A 19,494-nucleotide genomic window follows, 5' to 3' on the forward strand; every position below is an offset into this window, starting at 1 on the left:
CACGACAGTGACAGCGTTTTTTTATATTGCTAGCAATTTATTCATTTATCGCTTAGCGGTATCTTTAATTTTTCGAGTATATAGATAGTGAATTCATCGCTATCTTTTATATTATTAATAATTTTTTCTGTATTAATAACTAATATTAAAATAAAAGAAATAGATAAAAGAATCGCGTTAAATCCTAAAAATAATAACTTGCTTTTGATTAAATTAAAATTATCAAAAGTAATTATATCTACATTTATAATTATAAAATTAACCCATTAAGCGTGTTTGTGCTTACTGAGTTAGGTTAGATTTATCTCTTGACCATGTAACTCAAAGAATTTTCTGGAAATTGTCGGCAAGATCATGATTTACTTGCTTGATATGTTTATACTGTTACTGCTTATACCCTACCTAATTTTGAAAGGACTTGATGATGGATGATATATTAAAACAAAGTGCTCTTGATTTTCATGAGTTTCCTCATCCAGGAAAAATAACTGTCACACCAACAAAACCATTAACCACCCAACGCGATTTGGCGCTTGCATACTCACCAGGGGTTGCAGTTCCATGCTTAGAAATTGCTGCGGAGCCACTAAAAGCTTATCGCTATACAGCAAAAGGAAATCTTGTTGGTGTGATCTCAAACGGAACTGCCGTTTTGGGATTAGGTAACATCGGTGCCTTAGCGGGTAAACCGGTTATGGAAGGGAAAGGGGTGTTGTTTAAGAAGTTTTCTGGCGTTGATGTGTTTGACATCGAAGTCGATGAAACTGACCCAGATAAACTTGTTGATATCATTGCTTCTTTGGAGCCTACTTTTGGTGGTATTAACCTAGAAGATATCAAAGCGCCTGAATGTTTCTATATTGAGCAAAAACTGCGTGAACGCATGAATATCCCAGTGTTTCATGACGATCAGCACGGAACCGCGATTATTTGTACAGCGGCGGTAATCAACGGCCTACGTATTGTAAAAAAAGAGATTGGTAATGTACGCCTAGTGGTATCTGGCGCAGGTGCGGCCTCCATTGCCTGTATGAACCTTCTAGTGGCATTAGGTTTGAAACATGAGAACATCACGGTATGTGACTCGAAAGGGGTTATTTATAAAGGCCGTGATGACAAAATGGATGCAACCAAAGCGGCGTATGCGATTGAAGATAATGGCACAAGAACTTTAGGTGACGCGATCCCAAATGCTGATATTTTCCTCGGTTGTTCAGGTCCTGGCGTATTGACACAAGACATGGTTAAAACGATGGCGAAAGATCCATTAATTTTAGCCCTAGCTAACCCTGAACCTGAAATTTTACCGCCATTGGCGAAAGAAGTGCGCCCAGATGCGATTATCTGTACAGGGCGTTCCGATTATCCAAATCAAGTCAACAACGTATTGTGTTTCCCGTTCATCTTCCGTGGTGCATTGGATGTGGGGGCTACCACCATTAACGAAGAGATGAAATTGGCTTGTGTTTACGCGATTGCCGATTTGGCTCTAGCAGAACAAAGCGAAGAGGTCGCTTCTGCTTATGGCAACCAAGATCTGTTCTTTGGTCCTGAATATATTATTCCTAAGCCATTTGACCCTCGCTTGATTGTGAAAATTGCGCCAGCAGTTGCGAAGGCCGCTATGGACTCAGGTGTCGCTACACGTCCAATTAAAGACTTTGATGCTTATATTGAACAGCTAAATCAGTTTGTTTACAAAACCAACCTGTTTATGAAGCCTATCTTCTCTCAAGCTAAAACTGATAAAAAGCGTATTGTGTTAGCCGAAGGTGAAGAAGAGCGTGTGCTACATGCAACTCAAGAACTGGTTTCATTAGGGCTGGCATTCCCAATCCTTGTGGGACGTCCAAGCGTCATTGAAATGCGTATTCAAAAGCTCGGTTTACACATTGAGCTAGGTAAAGATTTTGAAGTGGTCAACAATGAAAATGACCCACGCTTCAAAGAGTATTGGCAAGAGTATTATCAAATCATGAAACGTCGTGGGGTTTCGCAAGAAATGGCTCGTCGTGCAGTGATTGGCAACCCAACGCTAATTGGTGGCATCATGGTATTGCGTGGTGAGGCTGATGGTATGATTTGCGGTACTATTGGTAGCTACAGCGAACACTATGAAGTAGTCAAAAATTTATTTGGCTTCCGTGAAGGGGTTAACACCGCCGGTGCAATGAACGCGTTGTTACTGCCTACAGGGAATACTTTTGTTGCCGATACTTATGTTAACGAAGATCCGACTCCAGAAGAGCTTGCCGATATCACGTTAATGGCGGCGGATACTGTGCGTCGCTTTGGTATTGAACCTAAAGTGGCTTTGTTATCACGTTCTAGTTTTGGATCATCAGAGTGTGCTTCTGCCCAAAAAATGCGTGATGCGCTAGCCTTAATCAAGGCACGAGCACCACATCTTGAAATTGATGGTGAAATGCATGCGGATGCGGCATTAATTGAATCAATACGTAAAGATGTTATGCCTGATAGCCCACTGAAAGGATCAGCAAACTTACTGATTATGCCAAATATGGAAGCGGCACGCATTAGCTATAACTTACTGCGAGTAACGAGTTCTGATGGGGTGACAGTAGGTCCAGTACTAATGGGGGTTGCAAAACCAGTCCATATTTTGACTGCGATTGCGTCAGTACGTCGTATTGTCAACATGGTCGCCTTAGCCGTCGTTGAAGCTCAAACTCATCCCCTGTAATTTTATTTAAGGATAAATAGCCTCGGAAACTCACGCTTTCTGAGGCTTTTTTAATTGAAAATAATTCTCATTATCTGTATTTTGAATCATCTTGAATATAATAAACTCTAAATAATTCGAGGAGTAGCTATGTGACAGGTATGAGTGTATTCACTGATACTTTAACGAAGGGCTGCAACTTGAAGTATGGCGACTATAGATGGAAAAGATGATGATATCAGTAAATTTAAGATTAAAAGCCGCAATTATTGCAGTGTCATTATTGTTTATTGCAGGTTGTGCACAGCAGATTGAACAAAAACCGCTATTACTTGATAGTAAACTAACAGAACAAGGACAAATTGTTGATTTACAGTCTGGCCAATCCATCACTCCTCAGCAACTTATTGAACGTCTATCGCAATCGCCTCGCGTGATTGTGGGTGAAAAGCATGACAATCTATACCATCATCAAATTGAGCAATGGCTTGCACAAGAGATGCATAAAATGCGTCCGCAAGGTTCTGTGTTACTCGAAATGATTAAACCTGACCAGCAAGCAAGTGTCAGTGAGGTCAAAGCACAAATGCAAGGGGATCCTTATATTCGCGATGAAAAACTGCAATCAGCGCTGCACTGGCAAAAAGGCTGGCCGTGGGAGCAATATGGGGAACTCACTAAATCTTTGCTGAAAGCGCCTTATCCATTGCTTTCCGCCAATTTAAATACTGAAGAAATTAATCAAGCGTATAAGAATCCACCTGTATTGAATGGTGTTTACTCGACTCAACCTATCGTACAAGAGTTGATTAGCCAAACAATTCAAACATCACATGATGGGAAATTAACCCCTGAACAAGTTGCAAAAATGACCGTGATCCAGCAAATGCGTGACCGCCGGATGGCTAAGTCATTATTACAAGCTCCAACTCCAGCGATGTTGTTTGCGGGTGGGTATCATGCGACACGTGCAATTGGTGTACCTTTACATATACAGGATTTAGCCCCTGAAGCAGAATTTAAAGTGTTAATCATTTCTGAAAAAGGCAATGAGATTGATAATCTGCATGCAGACTATGTTTGGTATACTCCAAGTTCTATTGATGTGAGCAATAATTAACCTATTGATAATCATTAGTAATGTAATTGTGATGGTTGAATCAATTTTTAGTAAAATAGTTTTCATTTACAAGTGTAATTGATTATCATTTGAGTTTTTGCACAGCATATAAGATCAAAATGAGTACAATGACATTTGGGTACTACCAAAACACAAAAATGGGTGGTGCTGTTATTATTGCAATTGCATTACATCTTGTGATTGTTTGGCTGTTTTTACACAATGATGCTCAACAATCATGGGATGACTTCACGCCACCTCCATCTGTTGTGATGGAGCTTTCAATGGAGGCAGAAGCTAAACAAGTCACTGAAGTGAATATTGGGCAAATCCAAGAGGTTTCTGTCGCGAGTAAAGCGCAACAAGCCACACCAGAAGAATCTGAACTTCCATCCTTGCCAACCAATGAACAAGCTGAGTTATTGGTGACTAAAACAGAGAAGCAAAGATCTCAGCCTCTTCCTAAAAAAGAGAGGAGAGAGCAGCCAAAAAAGCCAGTCGAAGTTGTTGAAAGCGATAACTCGCGTTCAAGTGTCGCGCCTGTTACAAGTGATGCCGCTGCACTCAAAACGACAGACCGAGTTGCTGCTAACTTGAACAGTCATTCACAGGCTATGCTTGATGCAGAAAAGCAATGGCAGGCACTGGTGCTTGGAAAGTTAAATAAATATAAACGTTACCCCGATGACGCACGTCGGCGCAATCGGACAGGCATTCCTGTCATCATATTTGATGTGGATGCCCAAGGGTATGTCATCAAAAGTTCACTTGTTAAAGCGTCAGGAACTCGCTCTCTGGATAGGGAGGCTGAAAAGGTCATTTTTAGAGCACAGCCTTTGCCAGTCCCTCCTTCACAAATGATCCGAAATGGCAAAGTCACTGTACGTATGCCGATCGATTTTACGCTTGGAAATTAACTACTCATCAAGGTAACAGAATGATTTTTCGATTAAAGGTATTGCCAGCGACTATGCAGATCACTAAATTTTGTCTGATAACATTTATCGGACTACATATAGGTAGTAGCCTTGCGGAGGAACAAATGTCAGCACCAAAGGCAAAAAAACAACCATATACAATGACAACACATGGCGATACCCGTGTTGATAACTATTATTGGTTAAGAGATGACCAAAGAAAATCGCCAGAAATTATCGATTATCTTGAAAAAGAAAATGCATATAGCAAACAACAACTGTCATTGGGTGAGCCACTTAAAAAACAGATTTACGATGAATTATTGTCTCGGATGAAACAAGACGATGAATCAGTACCTTATAATTATAATGGTTACACTTATCGCAGCCGTTTTGAAGCGGGTAAAAACTATCCCATTTATGAACGTCGCCCTGTAAATAGTGAAGAGGAATGGCAACTATTGGTAGATGGTAATCAACGCGCAGAAGGTGTCGAATACTATCGCTTAGGTGCACTGACGGTTTCACCTGATAATAAAATGGTCGCTATTGCAGAAGATAAAGAAGGGCGTAATAACTATGAGGTTTCTTTCCGTTCGTTAGATAATCAAGAATGGAAAAATCATGAGTTAACCAACACATCCGGGAATATAGTTTGGGCGAATGACAGTAATACGCTGTTTTACGTCAATAAAGATTTACAAACATTATTGCCATACCAAGTTTTTCGTCATCAGGTTGGTACCCCGCAAAAGCAAGATACTAAAGTGTATGAAGAAAGTGATGATACTTATTATGTCAGTATCTCGAAATCAACTTCCAAAGATTATATTTTGATTGGTATCACAAGCACAGAAACGTCAGAGTATCGCTTGCTTGATGCAAACAAACCTAATGAAGACGCGAAAGTATTTCAAGCGCGTAAAACAGGCGTGGAATACTACCCTGATCATTTCCGAGGGAAATTTTATATACGTTCAAATCATCAAAACCCTCTATTTGGGCTGTATGTTAGCGATGCCACTGGCGATAAATGGGAAACCTTGATTGCCCCTCGCGATAATGTCGATTTAGAAGGCTTTGAGTTATTTAACCAATGGTTAGTATTAGAAGAACGGCAAAATGGTTTAGTCAATATTCGCCAAATTAACTGGGAAAACAAAGAAGAGAATTATGTTAGCTTTGATGATCCTGCTTATATGGCGTGGATTGATAATAACCCCGATCCTGATACGAATAAATTACGCTATGGCTATTCATCAATGACAACGCCGTCTTCTGTATATGAAATAGATATGCAGACGCAAGAAAAGCAATTATTGAAGCAGCAAGAAGTAAAAGATTTTGATAAGTCTCAATATCAGAGCGAACGATTGTGGATCACGGCTCAAGATGGTACCAAAGTGCCTGTTTCCTTGGTTTATCGTAAGGATCTCTTTAAACAAGGTAAAAATCCATTGTTAGTCTATGGGTATGGTGCGTATGGGTATAGTATTGATCCTTCGTTTAGTTCTTCGCGTTTATCATTGCTAGATAGAGGTTTTGTCTATGCAATCGCACATATCCGTGGTGGCGGTGAATTGGGCAAGAAATGGTATTTGCAGGGCAAAACTGTCAATAAAATGAACTCATTTACTGATTTTGTTGATGTCACGAAAGCTTTAATTAACCAAGGTTATGGTCAATCAGGGCATGTTTACGCCATGGGGGGCAGTGCTGGTGGCCTATTAATGGGAACCGTGGTTAATATCGCACCTGAGCTTTATGAAGGGGTCGTGGCATCAGTGCCCTTTGTCGATGTGGTGACAACGATGCTGGATCCATCAATACCGCTAACCACGGGTGAGTATGATGAATGGGGTAATCCAGAAAATGCAGAGGATTATTGGCGTATTAAGGCGTATAGCCCATACGATAATGTTAAAAATCAGCGCTATCCTCACATGTTAGTAACGACAGGTTTGCATGATTCTCAAGTGCAGTATTGGGAACCTGCTAAGTGGGTAGCAAAATTACGCGATAATAAACAAGGTGATTCACTACTATTGCTAGAAACGAATATGAATGCAGGGCATGGGGGAAAATCAGGTCGTTATAATGCCTTGGATGATATTGCCCTTGATTATAGTTTTATTTTAATGTTGGAAGATAAAAAACACTATTTCCCACAATTAAAAAAGTAAAGAGTTAATATACTAATAAAAGCAGAGATTAGGTCATGGTTTATATATCATGACCTAATCGCTATACAAATAATTTGAGTTGTACTTGTCATACTTTAAATTGTAGCGCCTTCCATATAAAGTTTGGTGATTACTCCTATTTATACTAGTCACCTATTTATAAAGGATTTTAGCGACTTATCTATTTGTCGCTAGCTACGCTTTAAATTGTTTTGACAATATATATCTTATTTGAAGCATGTGAGCGTATATTTTTATTATTGCGTTTACAGGAATGGTTAAATGGATCGTAAATTAAAATTATTAGGAGCCAGCTTTTTAATGACTGGGCTTCATGGTCTTGCTTTGGCTGACACTTCACAGCAAAAAAATAGTGATGACACAATACAATTTAGTAAATTAAACGTCTCTGCTGCACACAAACAAACGCCTTTGGTTAAGGCATTAGAAAAACCCGGCGCCTTTAGTGCAGTGGGAACGGAAAATAAACTGGAGGGATTGGATAAAATTATTCGTACCATGCCCGGCACTTACACTCAAATGGATGCTAGCCAAGGTACGGTAAACGTCAATATTCGCGGTTTAAGTGGTTTTGGTCGTGTGAATATGATGGTAGACGGTATTACACAGACCTATTATGGCATATCGCCGAGTAACTATACTCATGGGCAACAGCCTAATAATGATTTTGGTGCCCTGATTGATCCTAATTTTATTGTCGAAGTTGAAGTTGAAAAGGGGCAATTAAATGGGGGAAATAGCGTCAATGCCCTTGCTGGGAGTGCTAATTTTCGCACAATAGGGATTGAAGATGTTATTTTTGCAGGAAGCTCATATGGATTAAGAAGTAAAGCTCGTTGGGGGGATAATGGGCTAGGTTATAACGGAATGGTAGCGGTGGCGGGTAAAACAGCCATTAATGAGGATAAAGGCTATTTCGGTGGTTTAATTGCGATGAGTGGTCATAATATTCCTGCAAATTATAAAAATGGTGCTGGCTATGATAGTGATGACTTTGCAACAGATAATACATTTAAACAAAAACCTCAGTCACAATTAACTAAACTAAAATATAAACCTAATGATAGTCATGAATTAGAGTTCAGTGGGCGTTTTTATCAAAATAAATTAACTCGCCGTAAAATAGACAGTGAAGATTATTATATTAAATATAAATACACACCACTGAATGAACTTATTGATACTGAGATTATTGTTAATCATGGTAAGAGTAATCAAAAATTTGAAGGTGACTCACTCGGTTGGGCATTAAGACAAGGGGAGTCGAAAAATATTGCAGACGGCATAAACCTAAGTAATACCAGCCGCTTTTCATATGGAGAAATGGACTATGAATGGAAAATTGGCTCAAAACTTATAAAAAATAAATATCAAAGAGAAGTCTCTAGTGCCGTTGATGCAGACACATTAATTTATAATCCATTTTCTCCAAGTGGCACATTAGATCTTGCCAGTATGTATACGCAGTTTAATGCTAGATATGATATTTACACAGCAACGTTTGATTTGAACTACACACACTACCAATTAAAAGGTTTTAAGCCTGCTTGTGATTATGATGTGAAATGCTTTCCTCAAGGGGATGCTTCCATTAATTTACGAGAAGGCGGCTTTAACCCAGGTATTTTACTTTCTGCTGAAATAATTCCTGAGTTTCAACCTTTTGTGAGTTATGCGCACTCTATGCGAGCACCTAATTCGCAGGAGGTATTTTATTCGCAAAATGGCGGTAACTCGATGAACCCGTTTTTAAAGGGCGAAAAAGCACAAACATGGCAAATAGGATTTAACAGTATTAGGCCTGATCTTATCGTTCAAGGCGACCAATTTAATTTAAAAGCGCTTTGGTTCCACACTAAAGTAAAAGATTATATTACCAGTAAACCTTATTTGCTCTGCCGTCCGAGAACCGAAGCTGAATTTGAATGGTGTTTAATGAATGATGATGTTTGGGATAAGGAATTCCCAGATTTTATGCAGAAAAGTTATATTTACATGAATGATCCAAGAAATGTTAATTTAAGTGGCTATGAATTACAGGCAAATTATGATGCAGGTGTATTTTATTCAACATTATCTTATACCAAAGAAACGGGCGACCAACCTAATTCGATAGCCAGTGTTGCTGATTTTAGTGCGGGTGACTTCAGTGAATTGCCTGATTACTATCTAACATTGGATAGCGGTGTGCGGCTACTCGATGAAAAATTAACATTAGGTTCCACAATTACTATTACAGGGCCCGCAAAGCGTATCGGTGTTGAATCATTAGTTGATAATAATGGTGATGCACTGAAAGATAAATATGAAAAACAACCAACAATTATTGATTTGTATGCTGATTATGAAATCAATAAAAATGTGACTTTAATGTTCAATATTAATAATGTGACTAATAAAGCGTACTCAGATGCGTTAAATCGTGCTAATTCAACGGCAATAATGGAAGAACGTAGCAAAAGTAATGCTACGGCTAGAGGCCGCTCTTATATGGTGGGAGGAGTAGTACGCTTTTAAGTAGATACAAGCTATTTTTCAAGTGACTGCTACCAAACATGATATGTTTGACGGCAGTTTGAGGGATGTCAATTTGGGCATCCCTTATTTTGAACTTTATTTACTGACAGAGCGTGGGGCGCGTTTGGTTTTTAACTTTGTTACCTCAGTCACTTCACTTTCAACCCAACCATCATTGAGTCGTGTTTTTAGTTTTTGTCCTAATTTAACTTGCGAAGTTTTTTTCAATACGGTGCCATCGGTCGTTTCACTAATGCTAAACCCACGCGCTAAAGTGGCTAACGGACTCACCGTTTCCATTTTTGAACACGCAACCGCAAAACGTTGTTTATAGCTATTTAATAGCTCAGAAACCCTATTTTGCAAATAATATTGTGTTTGCTGTAATGAACGTTGCTGCCTTTGTAATTGTGGGCGTAAATCCTGTTGTGACAAGCGGCGCTGTAGCTGTTCATAACGCATTTGAGCATTTTGCATTCGCCTAGTCATAGCTTGATTAAGTTTTTGGCTCAGTAGACTGAGTTGATGTTGTTGCCTTGCCAAACGTAATTGGGGATGCTGCTGCTGTAAGCGGTGTTGTAAACGACTAAAACGTTGCTGTTGACCAGCAAGATAATAATCCATCGCCATTTCTAGGTGTTGCTGTGATGATTGCAACTGGCGGATCAATTCCAGTTGATTACGACTGACTAATTCAGCAGCGGCGGAAGGTGTTGGTGCACGCACATCAGCAACAAAATCGGCAATGGTGACATCGGTCTCATGACCAACAGCACTGACAATCGGGATTTGGCTGGCAAAGATGGCTCTGGCAACAATTTCCTCATTGAATGCCCATAAATCCTCTAATGATCCCCCGCCGCGGCCAACAATCAGCACATCACATTCACTACGCAAGTTAGCGATTGCAATGGCTCTAGCGATTTGAGCAGGCGCTTGTTCTCCTTGTACCGCGGTAGGATAAATAATCACGGGTAATGAAGGGTCACGGCGGCGCAGAATATGCAAAATATCATGTAATGCTGCGCCGGTTGCTGAAGTGATCACCCCGATACGTTTTGCTGGTGAGGGCAAGGCTTGCTTGTGTCTGGCATCAAATAACCCTTCAGCGCCGAGGGATTGTTTCAACAACTCAAACCGTTGTTGTAATAATCCTTCACCAGCAGGTTGCATACTTTCAATGATGATTTGATAGTCACCACGTGGTTCATACAGGGTGACAGTGGCGCGTACTAATACTTGCTGACCATTTTGTGGACGAAAAGTAACACGTGTATTTTGCCCGCGGAACATAGCCGCACGAACCTGAGCTTTGTCATCTTTTAAGGTGAGATACCAATGACCTGAGCTAGGTTGTGAAAAGTTTGAGATTTCGGCTGTTAACCAAACTCGACCCATTTGGCGGTCTAGAAGTTCACGAACCGCTTGATTAAGTTTGCTGACAGAATAAATTCCACTATTTTCTTGTATTGACATGTGAGCTAGATCAAACTCTAAAACAATGACTTAATTGATTGATACTAACCTAGTCAGAGTAGTTATCAAGTTTTTTTTCAAAAAAAGGCTGGAGGCAATCGGTTTCGGTGTGTATAATGCCGCGGCAATATTTTATACCTTTCCATAACGCTGCCTGGTGAGATATTGCCTATGTTACGCATTAAAAAAGAAGCTCTAACTTTCGACGACGTATTGCTCGTTCCTGCACACTCAACCGTATTACCAAACACGGCCGATCTGTCTACTCAACTGACTGCAACTATCCGCCTGAATATTCCTATGCTCTCCGCTGCGATGGATACTGTGACCGAATCTGATCTTGCTATTGCATTAGCTCAAGAGGGCGGTCTTGGTTTTATTCACAAAAATATGCCTATTGAGCGCCAAGCTGAAGAAGTTCGTCGTGTGAAAAAACACGAAAGTGGTGTGGTGACTGATCCTGTTACTGTGACGCCAGACACTACCATTCGTGAAGTTCAAGAAATGGCAGAGCGCAATGGCTTTGCTGGCTATCCTGTCGTTGCTGCTGATAACTCTTTAGTTGGGATTATCACTGGCCGTGATGTTCGCTTTGTTACCGATTTAGACCAACCTGTTACCGCAGTGATGACGCCTAAAGAGCGTTTAGTCACCGTGAAAGAAGGTGAAGCACGTGAAGTCGTTCTGCAAAAAATGCATGAAAAACGTGTTGAAAAAGCCTTAGTTATCGATGATAACTTCCACCTTCTAGGAATGATCACAGTTAAAGACTTCCAAAAAGCAGAACGTAAACCTAATGCATGTAAAGACGAACAAGGTCGTTTGCGTGTTGGTGCGGCTGTTGGTGCTGGTGCTGGTAATGAAGAGCGTGTTGATGCACTTGTTGCCGCAGGCGTTGATGTCTTATTGATCGACTCATCACATGGTCACTCAGAAGGCGTGCTACAGCGCATTCGTGAAACACGTCAAAAATACCCTGACTTACAAATTATCGGTGGTAACGTTGCAACAGCTGAAGGCGCGAAAGCGTTGGCTGAAGCAGGGGTTAGCGCAGTTAAAGTGGGTATCGGTCCTGGCTCTATTTGTACAACACGTATCGTAACAGGTGTGGGTGTACCGCAAATTACCGCTATTGCCGATGCTGTAGAAGCATTAGAAGGCACTGGTATCCCTGTTATTGCTGATGGTGGTATCCGTTTCTCTGGTGATATTTCGAAAGCGATCGCGGCAGGTGCTGCTTGTGTGATGGTCGGTTCAATGTTTGCAGGTACCGAAGAATCTCCGGGCGAAACTATTTTGTTCCAAGGCCGTACTTATAAAGCATACCGTGGTATGGGGTCATTAGGGGCAATGTCGAAAGGTTCTTCAGATCGTTACTTCCAAACGGATAACGCAGCGGACAAACTCGTTCCTGAAGGAATTGAAGGTCGTGTGGCTTATAAAGGTCGCTTAAAAGATATTATTCACCAACAAATGGGTGGTTTGCGTTCCTGTATGGGACTGACGGGGTGTGCTACTATTGATGCCCTGCGTACTAAAGCCGAGTTTGTTCGCATCAGTGGTGCGGGTATCCAAGAAAGCCACGTACACGATGTAACCATTACTAAAGAATCCCCAAATTACCGTCTGGGGCAATAACAGCACATATTTCAGGGTGGCTCTGTCCTTAATTACAGCGCCACCGATTTTCTATTTTTGACTTGAATTTTTGGAATTCTCCTCAAATGACAACAAATATCCATAAGCATCGCATTCTTATTCTTGATTTCGGCTCACAGTACTCACAGCTGATTGCCCGCCGTATTCGTGAAATTGGCGTTTATTGTGAACTCTGGGCGTGGGACGTTTCAGAAGAGCAAATTCGTGAATTCAATCCAAATGGTATTATTCTTTCAGGTGGCCCAGAAAGCACGACTGAAAATGATAGCCCACGTGCACCTGAATATGTCTTTAAAGCAGGTGTACCCGTTTTAGGTATCTGCTATGGCATGCAAACCATGTCAATGCAGCTAGGTGGTGCAGTTGAAGTTTCTGGCGAGCGCGAATTTGGTTATGCCAAAGTTGAAGTGACTGAGCCATGTGATCTGTTCCGTGACATTCAAGACTCTCTAAGCGAAAATGGTACTCCAGTACTGGATGTTTGGATGAGCCATGGTGATAAAGTGACAGCAATTCCAGCTGACTTTAAAACTATTGCCAGTACGCCAAGCTGCCCGTTCGCTATCATGGCAAATGAAGAGAAAAAATTCTATGGTGTGCAATTCCATCCTGAAGTAACTCATACTTATCAAGGCCTGAATATTCTAAAACGCTTTGTGCAAGAAATTTGCCATTGTGAAGCGCTATGGACGCCAGCTGCCATTATCGATGACACCGTAGCTCGTCTAAAAGAACAAATCGGTGATGATCACGTTATATTGGCACTGTCAGGTGGTGTAGATTCCTCAGTGACTGCATTACTATTAAACCGTGCAATTGGTAAACGTTTAACCTGTGTATTTGTTGATAACGGCTTACTACGTTTAAACGAAGCCGACCAAGTAATGGAAATGTTTGCTGGCAAATTCGACCTGAACATTATCCACGTTAAAGCAGAAGATCGCTTTTTGAATGCATTAGCGGGTATTAATGATCCCGAAGCAAAACGTAAGGCGATTGGTCACGTGTTTATTGATGTATTCGATGAGGAAGCATCAAAACAAACTCAAGTTAAGTGGCTGGCACAAGGTACAATTTACCCAGACATCATTGAATCTGCCGCATCAGCAACAGGTAAAGCACACGTTATTAAATCTCACCATAACGTAGGCGGCTTACCAGAAGACATGAAACTGGGTCTTGTTGAACCATTGAAAGAGCTGTTCAAAGACGAAGTGCGTAAAATTGGTCTTGAACTTGGCCTGCCATACGACATGTTATATCGCCATCCATTCCCAGGTCCGGGCCTTGGTGTTCGTGTTCTTGGCGAAGTGAAGAAAGAGTACTGCGATCTCCTACGCCGTGCGGATGCAATTTTTATTGAAGAACTGCATAAAGCAGATCTTTACCATAAAGTTAGCCAAGCATTCACGGTATTCCTTCCTGTTCGTTCAGTTGGCGTGATGGGTGATGGCCGTAAATATGATTGGGTGGTTTCTTTACGTGCAGTAGAAACTATCGACTTTATGACTGCTCATTGGGCGCATTTACCGTATGACTTCCTCGGCCGTGTTTCAAACCGCATTATCAATGAGGTCAATGGCATTTCAAGGGTGGTGTATGATATTAGCGGTAAACCACCAGCGACAATTGAGTGGGAATAATCCCGCAATAAGAATTAGCTAGCAGTGACTAGCAAAATAACTATCTAAGCCCATGTAAAAATGGGCTTTTTTTTGGATGCTGGTCGGAAGGAGCTAATTCAAAATTCCAAAAATTCTTATATTGCCGCCCTAGTAGAACGCCATTCACGTTATGTTATGCTAGCCTTTTTGGGGGGAAATTATACAAATTAGCAACTAAAACAGTTGATTATATCTGTTCGATGATTTGCAATAATGTATAACAATAGATGTCGGTAGTAAGTGTTTGAATGTTATGTAATTGACTGTAAATAAATAAGAAAATTGAAAAAAATACGTTTTCTTGTTACAATTTAATAGTAGTTTACTGGGGAGATGTTTATATGAAGCTCGAAACTCGTATGCGTCAGTCGATTCAACACCGTCGTGGAGTTGTACTGACTCGTTCTGATCTGGCTCCATTGGGAAGCAAGACCCAAGTTACTCACGCATTAAATGTGTTAATGAATAATGGTGAACTTCTTCGCCTTTCTCAAGGAATTTACGCTAAAGCCAAAAGGATGGGGAATGATGTAAAAGCGCAAGGTAGTCTTGATGTTATCATTCGTGAAGCAGCCGACAAATTAGGCTTCCAGCTTCGCCAAAAAGACTTGTGCTTCGAGAAAGTAAATGCCACACAAGGTGAAATTATTGTTGTAGTCGATGCACCTAGAGTTAAGCGCAAGCTTATCATCAATGGGAAGACTATTTGTTTTCGTAGCTATAGCTGTAAGTCTGCTATTAAAAATACAGTATTCAAATTGGCAAAGACACCTCCTACTAAAGGAGTTGCTCGTTATGTAGTAGAGCTTGCTCGCTATTACAACGTATCTTATTGCTTCAATGCGATGGATCAGTGGGCTGATGCTGTAACTCGCTTAGCGGGTGATGAAGTGGTACATGATACCGTAGAAGATCTTCTTGTAGCTCTAAAACGAGCGGGTAAAATCACCAAGCAAGAAGTTGCGATGTTGTCAGTCAATTACCTGCGGGAGCAAAAACAAAGTGTTTGACCCGTTTAATGATTTTGAGCAAGTCGGTTATTTACGTAACCATTATGGTGAAAAAGACCCCAAAATTGTTCGTCAACTTGAACACACAATGTTTCGTGCTGCTTTAGATGAAGCATTATCTTACTTAGCGGGAAAAGAAGTCTTACACTATGAAGATTTCTTGGGCGTTCATCGGATATTATTCGAAGCATTCTATCCGTGGGCAGGTCAAGATCGTGCAATTACCGCGCCTAATTGTGCGGTATCTAAAGCTGGTACGATGTTTTGTCATCCCAATCACGCACAATTAGCTATTGAGCAGGGCTTGCGTATCGGACAGAATGCAGAGTTTATGCGTCAGCGTCCTGGTGAGGTTATGGGCTTTTTTGCTTATGGGCATCCATTTCTTGATGGAAATGGGCGTACTATGTTAATTGTTCACAATGAGCTCTGTCATCGAGCAGGTTTCTCGATTGATTGGCATAGAACTAATAAAACGGATTATTTAAGAGCTTTAAGCGCTGAAATTGAATCTCCATCAAGAGGTTTTTTGGATAACTATTTATTTCAGTTTATAGATAGTACTAGAGATCGAAATCTTTGGGGGGAGTCTATAATTGATATTCGTGGTTTAGATGGGCAAAGTATAGAAAATTCCGTAGATGGTGATTACACGGATATAGCAGTTGCTCAAAAGTATCAATCATTTGAGAAGAATAGAGGTCGGTGACAAACTGTCCTCGTTTTTATAGCTCAATATGATATTTTTCATAAGGCTTATTTTATTAGCTTAATTACAAAGTTAATATATTTATATAAATGGTGATTAAGTTTTAATTTTATTTATATATGTAACCTCAAATTCCCCTTTATCTCTTCAACTAGTGTTTTAGGGACATCCCATTCTTTGGCTAGCTCTGGCCATTTTGAAACACTCTCTATTGTTTCATCGATAACTTGATTAATTTTCTTTTTAGTAAAAAGAGGACTGAGTTTTTCTAGGCTATAAAAATCTTCTCTAGTAAAATTATCTCGCTTGCCGTTTAGGCTCATCCAGTGACTATTTACCCATTTGCTGCCCGGTTTGTAGCTATAGGCAAGATCGTAAGCAGGGGCTAAAGTCCATTTATCAGCCTGTAACATAAACGCAAAATTCTTTGAGTGATCATCGTGATTTCGCGCGATAATATTGAAAGTCATCCGACGTAAAATTTGTAACGCATCTTGTGCAGATAATCTTAATTGGCGAGCGATACCAAACAGCTCTGCATAAGAAAATGAGCCTGGTTTTTTATAATCAACGTGAGCTAATCCATTGAGTGTTTGAATATGAATTTTTTTATTACCGATACGATCAAAACGTTGGGTAATGAAATGCCGTCTTGGTCCCTCATGCAATAACTGACAAGGCATCATATCAATATCACAATTTACAGCCATTAAATGGTAGACAAATTCCATTGCGCCATAACCCATTGGGTCACCGAATGTTTCTTGGTTTTTGTTGTGCTCACTTACTCCATCAAATTTCATTAGGTAATGAATAAAGCCTTCAGGAACACTGGCTTGTCCCGACCTCACTTGAGTCAAATCATCGTTAAATGCTAATACGGCTTTAGGGCGAGCGCCTCCAGCGCTCATACCGACCGAAAGCAGTGATAGCATTGCTTCACGTGACCCTTGGCCATCACGATCAAGTTCCACGGAAAAATGTTCTCGTAAATCTAAAATTTCTTGAGCTATGGCGACTAACGATTGGATTTCAACTTGCTGTGATGCATTTAGGCGCCGCATTTTAGTAGCAGGTGAATATTCAAGAGCACCCATTCCACGTTTACCTGTATATTGCAGTCTTTGTAATGGGGTAATGTCTTGTGGTGATAATCCTCTGTTTGCGACCCAAGCGTTTAATACTGCATTACCAAAATCATCAGGAAGTGAATCGGCAATCAACCCAGGCAGCCCTTTAAAAGTATTATACTCTAATTCAGGGAAATGAAATATTTGGTTAGATAAAGGCATTTTTAGTGGTGAAAGCTCAATGCCTTGTTTAATAAAGTTTGGTTCATATTCAAAAGCGCCAAATCCTTTATCAGAATCAAAGCTGATTGCACCGATTATGTGGTTTTGATAGTTAACATTAATGACTTCCATTACCATTCAATTGCCTCCTCTTCATTTTCTCTATGCTGTTTTGATGCGCGTTGGCGCTTTTTCCCTTGTAATTTAGCCAGTTGTAGAGGCGATATTGGTTGCTTAGGAAGAAATAAATCAAGCTGTTCAGTTAAACTCAAGGCTTGCATGATGGCGACAAAAATATCAAGTTGGGCTTTGCCTTTTTCAGCATTGATGACTGTTTTACGTGCTATTCCAGCAAACTCGGCAACTTCTGACTGAGTGAGGTTTTGATTTAATCTAGCTTGTTTTAGCCGTTCTCCAAGTTCTTCTGCAATTGCAATTGCGCTGAGTTTAGTGTTCATTTAAAGCTCCTCAATGATAACTTTAAAAGCAAAAATCGAACTTAATGTAACTATTTTGGAACCTTATAGATTGAATGTCAAATATCTAGTTATTATGTCACTAAAAAGGAACTTTGTTTATTAAAAAAGTACTTAATGTAACCAAATATGGACTTTATTTTTATATCCTATTTTAATGGTAAATGAAAAAGTAAGCACAGATAACCATCGAATCACTATAGTTATTATGTTAGTTTGAATAATCACAACATCGTTTTAGAGCACGAAGATTATCAATATAATTATAAGGGTTATTCTATGTATTTAGTTGATTTGCATGCACATACTATTGCCAGCACCCATGCCTACAGTACGTTTAGTGACTATTTTTTGGAAGCGGCTAATAAGGGGATGAAGCTATTTGCGATTACAGATCATGGCCCTGATATGGAAGATGCTCCTCATCAGTGGCATTTTGCAAATATGCCAGTCTTACCGCGTATGGTTAATGGAGTGGGGTTGCTGTATGGCATTGAAGCCAATATTAAGAACAAACAAGGGGAAATTGATTGCAATGATAAAATGGATCGTCAGTTAGATATTATTTTAGCTGGATTTCATGAGCCAGTGTTAGCACCACAAAGTCTAGCTGATAACACAGAAGCCATGATTGCGACTATCCGTAGCGGTAAAGTGCAAATTATCACTCATCCGGGAAATCCAAAATATCCAATTGATATCGAAGCGGTAGCCCAAGCTGCAAAAGAAAGTAATGTCGCATTGGAAATGAATAATTCGTCATTTTTGCACTCTAGAGTTGGAAGTGAGGCGAATTGTTTAGCAATTGCGAAAGCAGTTAAAAAAGCAGGGGGCTGGGTTTCTCTTGGCTCTGACTCTCATTACGCAGGTTACTTAGGTAATTTTGATAAAGTGATTGAAATGTTAAAGTCGATTGATTTTCCTGAAGAGCAAATTTTAAATGTTTCGCCTCGTCGTGTATTGGACTTTTTAGCGTCACATGGTCGTAAACCAATCCCTGAGTTTGATCATTTTTAATTAAATGTTGCCGTTCAGTATACGAGAGACTGAACGGTTTTTATGCTCAAGTTATAGTGATAACACCATACCTATACAAGGAATATCTTTACCAACAAGAACTGAATAATGGTTAACAGGCCCTATCGAGACGAAACCATGTCGATGGTAAAATGTTTCAGCATTAAGTGCAGATTTTAGCATTAATTGTTTAACATTACGCCTTTTAGCTTCTTGTTTGAGTGCATTTACGATCAAGCTACCAGAACCAGATTTAAAATATTCAGGTAAAGTGAAAATAGTATCAAAAGTATTTCTTTTGGTATCAAATAAACCAGTAGCAATTGGGATGTCATCGTCATCTACCGCAACAAAAAAAGGATGTTCAATTATATTCTCACGGTAAAAATCCGGCATTTTATCTGGAGTCCACGCTTTAATAATCTCTTGAGCATAACTTTCGTGGCAACCAACACGAATTGCTTGATTTCTTATAAACCAAAGTCTTTCTGCTTCTGATATGACAGCAAGCCTTACTTTCATTATTTTAACTCTTTTTAATTGGAGGTGATTAATATCAAATCAGAAAGAAAACAAATTTACAATTCAAATGGTTAGTTATAGTTTATAGCTAACTAATATGTATTAATTTCATGATTAAAATACAAAGCCTAATTAATTTTAATTATAGGGATATAGTCATATTAATTGAAGGTAAATAAGCAGCTACTAATGCTGAATAATAGTTACCTGAACCTTGTGATATAACAC

The 19,494-nt window shown here is 39.9% G+C and carries 14 protein-coding genes; 10 read left to right on the plus strand and 4 right to left on the minus strand.

The window, feature by feature from the left end; genetic code table 11:
- The first annotated feature begins 424 nt into the window (after positions 1 to 424).
- The 5 genes from maeB (at position 425) to JI723_RS09375 (ending at position 9,441) form a co-directional block, all read left to right on the plus strand.
- The gene (gene maeB / locus JI723_RS09355; protein ID WP_140179354.1) at positions 425 to 2,704 is read left to right on the plus strand and encodes an NADP-dependent oxaloacetate-decarboxylating malate dehydrogenase; all 2,280 of its coding nucleotides are present in this window, start codon (positions 425 to 427) and stop codon (positions 2,702 to 2,704) included.
- A 199-nt stretch (positions 2,705 to 2,903) separates the two neighbouring features.
- Positions 2,904 to 3,803 (plus strand): ChaN family lipoprotein, encoded by a 900-nt coding sequence (locus JI723_RS09360; RefSeq protein WP_337979941.1) that lies wholly within the window; start codon positions 2,904 to 2,906, stop codon positions 3,801 to 3,803.
- A gap of 119 nt (positions 3,804 to 3,922) precedes the next feature.
- Complete coding sequence (locus JI723_RS09365) at positions 3,923 to 4,720, plus strand: energy transducer TonB (protein WP_070928309.1); 798 nt, start codon at positions 3,923 to 3,925, stop codon at positions 4,718 to 4,720.
- A gap of 20 nt (positions 4,721 to 4,740) precedes the next feature.
- On the plus strand, positions 4,741 to 6,903 hold the full coding sequence (locus JI723_RS09370; RefSeq protein ID WP_337979942.1) for a S9 family peptidase: 2,163 nt from the start codon (positions 4,741 to 4,743) through the stop codon (positions 6,901 to 6,903).
- Positions 6,904 to 7,185: 282 nt separating this feature from the next.
- Entirely contained in the window at positions 7,186 to 9,441 is a 2,256-nt protein-coding gene (locus tag JI723_RS09375) for a TonB-dependent receptor domain-containing protein (protein ID WP_272580073.1), read from the plus strand.
- 96 nt (positions 9,442 to 9,537) lie between these two features.
- Here JI723_RS09375 and xseA read toward each other — a convergent pair whose 3' ends face one another.
- Positions 9,538 to 10,917: an exodeoxyribonuclease VII large subunit gene (gene xseA / locus JI723_RS09380; protein WP_319066443.1), complete on the minus strand. Its 1,380-nt coding sequence runs from the start codon at positions 10,915 to 10,917 to the stop codon at positions 9,538 to 9,540.
- Between the two features lie 171 nt (positions 10,918 to 11,088).
- Between xseA and guaB the strand changes: the two genes are divergently transcribed.
- From guaB to JI723_RS09400, 4 genes are all read left to right on the plus strand, one after another.
- Positions 11,089 to 12,555, plus strand: a complete 1,467-nt coding sequence (gene guaB, locus JI723_RS09385) for an IMP dehydrogenase (RefSeq protein ID WP_070928303.1) — start codon at positions 11,089 to 11,091, stop codon at positions 12,553 to 12,555.
- An 86-nt stretch (positions 12,556 to 12,641) separates the two neighbouring features.
- A complete protein-coding gene (guaA, locus tag JI723_RS09390; protein WP_070928302.1) occupies positions 12,642 to 14,219 on the plus strand; it encodes a glutamine-hydrolyzing GMP synthase in 1,578 nt (525 codons plus the stop codon).
- A gap of 362 nt (positions 14,220 to 14,581) precedes the next feature.
- Positions 14,582 to 15,250 (plus strand): hypothetical protein, encoded by a 669-nt coding sequence (locus JI723_RS09395; protein ID WP_272580075.1) that lies wholly within the window; start codon positions 14,582 to 14,584, stop codon positions 15,248 to 15,250.
- Entirely contained in the window at positions 15,243 to 15,959 is a 717-nt protein-coding gene (locus JI723_RS09400) for a Fic/DOC family protein (protein ID WP_337979943.1), read from the plus strand. The genes JI723_RS09395 and JI723_RS09400 overlap by 8 nt, the downstream gene beginning before the upstream one ends.
- Positions 15,960 to 16,072: 113 nt before the next feature.
- Here the strand turns inward: JI723_RS09400 and JI723_RS09405 are convergent, their stop codons facing one another.
- Both JI723_RS09405 and JI723_RS09410 read right to left on the minus strand, forming a co-directional pair.
- On the minus strand, positions 16,073 to 17,389 hold the full coding sequence (locus JI723_RS09405; RefSeq protein ID WP_272580076.1) for a type II toxin-antitoxin system HipA family toxin: 1,317 nt from the start codon (positions 17,387 to 17,389) through the stop codon (positions 16,073 to 16,075).
- Positions 17,383 to 17,709 (minus strand): helix-turn-helix transcriptional regulator, encoded by a 327-nt coding sequence (locus tag JI723_RS09410; RefSeq protein WP_070928292.1) that lies wholly within the window; start codon positions 17,707 to 17,709, stop codon positions 17,383 to 17,385. The genes JI723_RS09405 and JI723_RS09410 overlap by 7 nt, the downstream gene beginning before the upstream one ends.
- Before the next feature lie 297 nt (positions 17,710 to 18,006).
- Between JI723_RS09410 and JI723_RS09415 the strand changes: the two genes are divergently transcribed.
- On the plus strand, positions 18,007 to 18,744 hold the full coding sequence (locus JI723_RS09415) for a phosphatase (RefSeq protein WP_070928290.1): 738 nt from the start codon (positions 18,007 to 18,009) through the stop codon (positions 18,742 to 18,744).
- Positions 18,745 to 18,795: 51 nt separating this feature from the next.
- Here the strand turns inward: JI723_RS09415 and JI723_RS09420 are convergent, their stop codons facing one another.
- The gene (locus JI723_RS09420; protein WP_140187271.1) at positions 18,796 to 19,266 is read right to left on the minus strand and encodes a GNAT family N-acetyltransferase; all 471 of its coding nucleotides are present in this window, start codon (positions 19,264 to 19,266) and stop codon (positions 18,796 to 18,798) included.
- Positions 19,267 to 19,494: the final 228 nt, after the last annotated feature.

It is taken from the genome of Providencia manganoxydans (assembly GCF_016618195.1).
GTDB lineage: Bacteria > Pseudomonadota > Gammaproteobacteria > Enterobacterales > Enterobacteriaceae > Providencia > Providencia manganoxydans.

Bases quoted from the DNA above. Each gene is read 5' to 3' on its own strand.
- JI723_RS09375 (WP_272580073.1), top strand. From the start codon at position 7,186: ATGGATCGTAAATTAAAATTATTAGGAGCCAGCTTTTTAATGACTGGG.
- JI723_RS09370 (WP_337979942.1), top strand. From the start codon at position 4,741: ATGATTTTTCGATTAAAGGTATTGCCAGCGACTATGCAGATCACTAAA.
- guaB (WP_070928303.1), top strand. From the start codon at position 11,089: ATGTTACGCATTAAAAAAGAAGCTCTAACTTTCGACGACGTATTGCTC.
- JI723_RS09365 (WP_070928309.1), top strand. From the start codon at position 3,923: ATGAGTACAATGACATTTGGGTACTACCAAAACACAAAAATGGGTGGT.
- JI723_RS09420 (WP_140187271.1), bottom strand. From the start codon at position 19,266: ATGAAAGTAAGGCTTGCTGTCATATCAGAAGCAGAAAGACTTTGGTTT.
- JI723_RS09405 (WP_272580076.1), bottom strand. From the start codon at position 17,389: ATGGTAATGGAAGTCATTAATGTTAACTATCAAAACCACATAATCGGT.
- JI723_RS09415 (WP_070928290.1), top strand. From the start codon at position 18,007: ATGTATTTAGTTGATTTGCATGCACATACTATTGCCAGCACCCATGCC.
- JI723_RS09410 (WP_070928292.1), bottom strand. From the start codon at position 17,709: ATGAACACTAAACTCAGCGCAATTGCAATTGCAGAAGAACTTGGAGAA.
- JI723_RS09395 (WP_272580075.1), top strand. From the start codon at position 14,582: ATGAAGCTCGAAACTCGTATGCGTCAGTCGATTCAACACCGTCGTGGA.
- guaA (WP_070928302.1), top strand. From the start codon at position 12,642: ATGACAACAAATATCCATAAGCATCGCATTCTTATTCTTGATTTCGGC.
- xseA (WP_319066443.1), bottom strand. From the start codon at position 10,917: ATGTCAATACAAGAAAATAGTGGAATTTATTCTGTCAGCAAACTTAAT.
- maeB (WP_140179354.1), top strand. From the start codon at position 425: ATGGATGATATATTAAAACAAAGTGCTCTTGATTTTCATGAGTTTCCT.
- JI723_RS09360 (WP_337979941.1), top strand. From the start codon at position 2,904: ATGGAAAAGATGATGATATCAGTAAATTTAAGATTAAAAGCCGCAATT.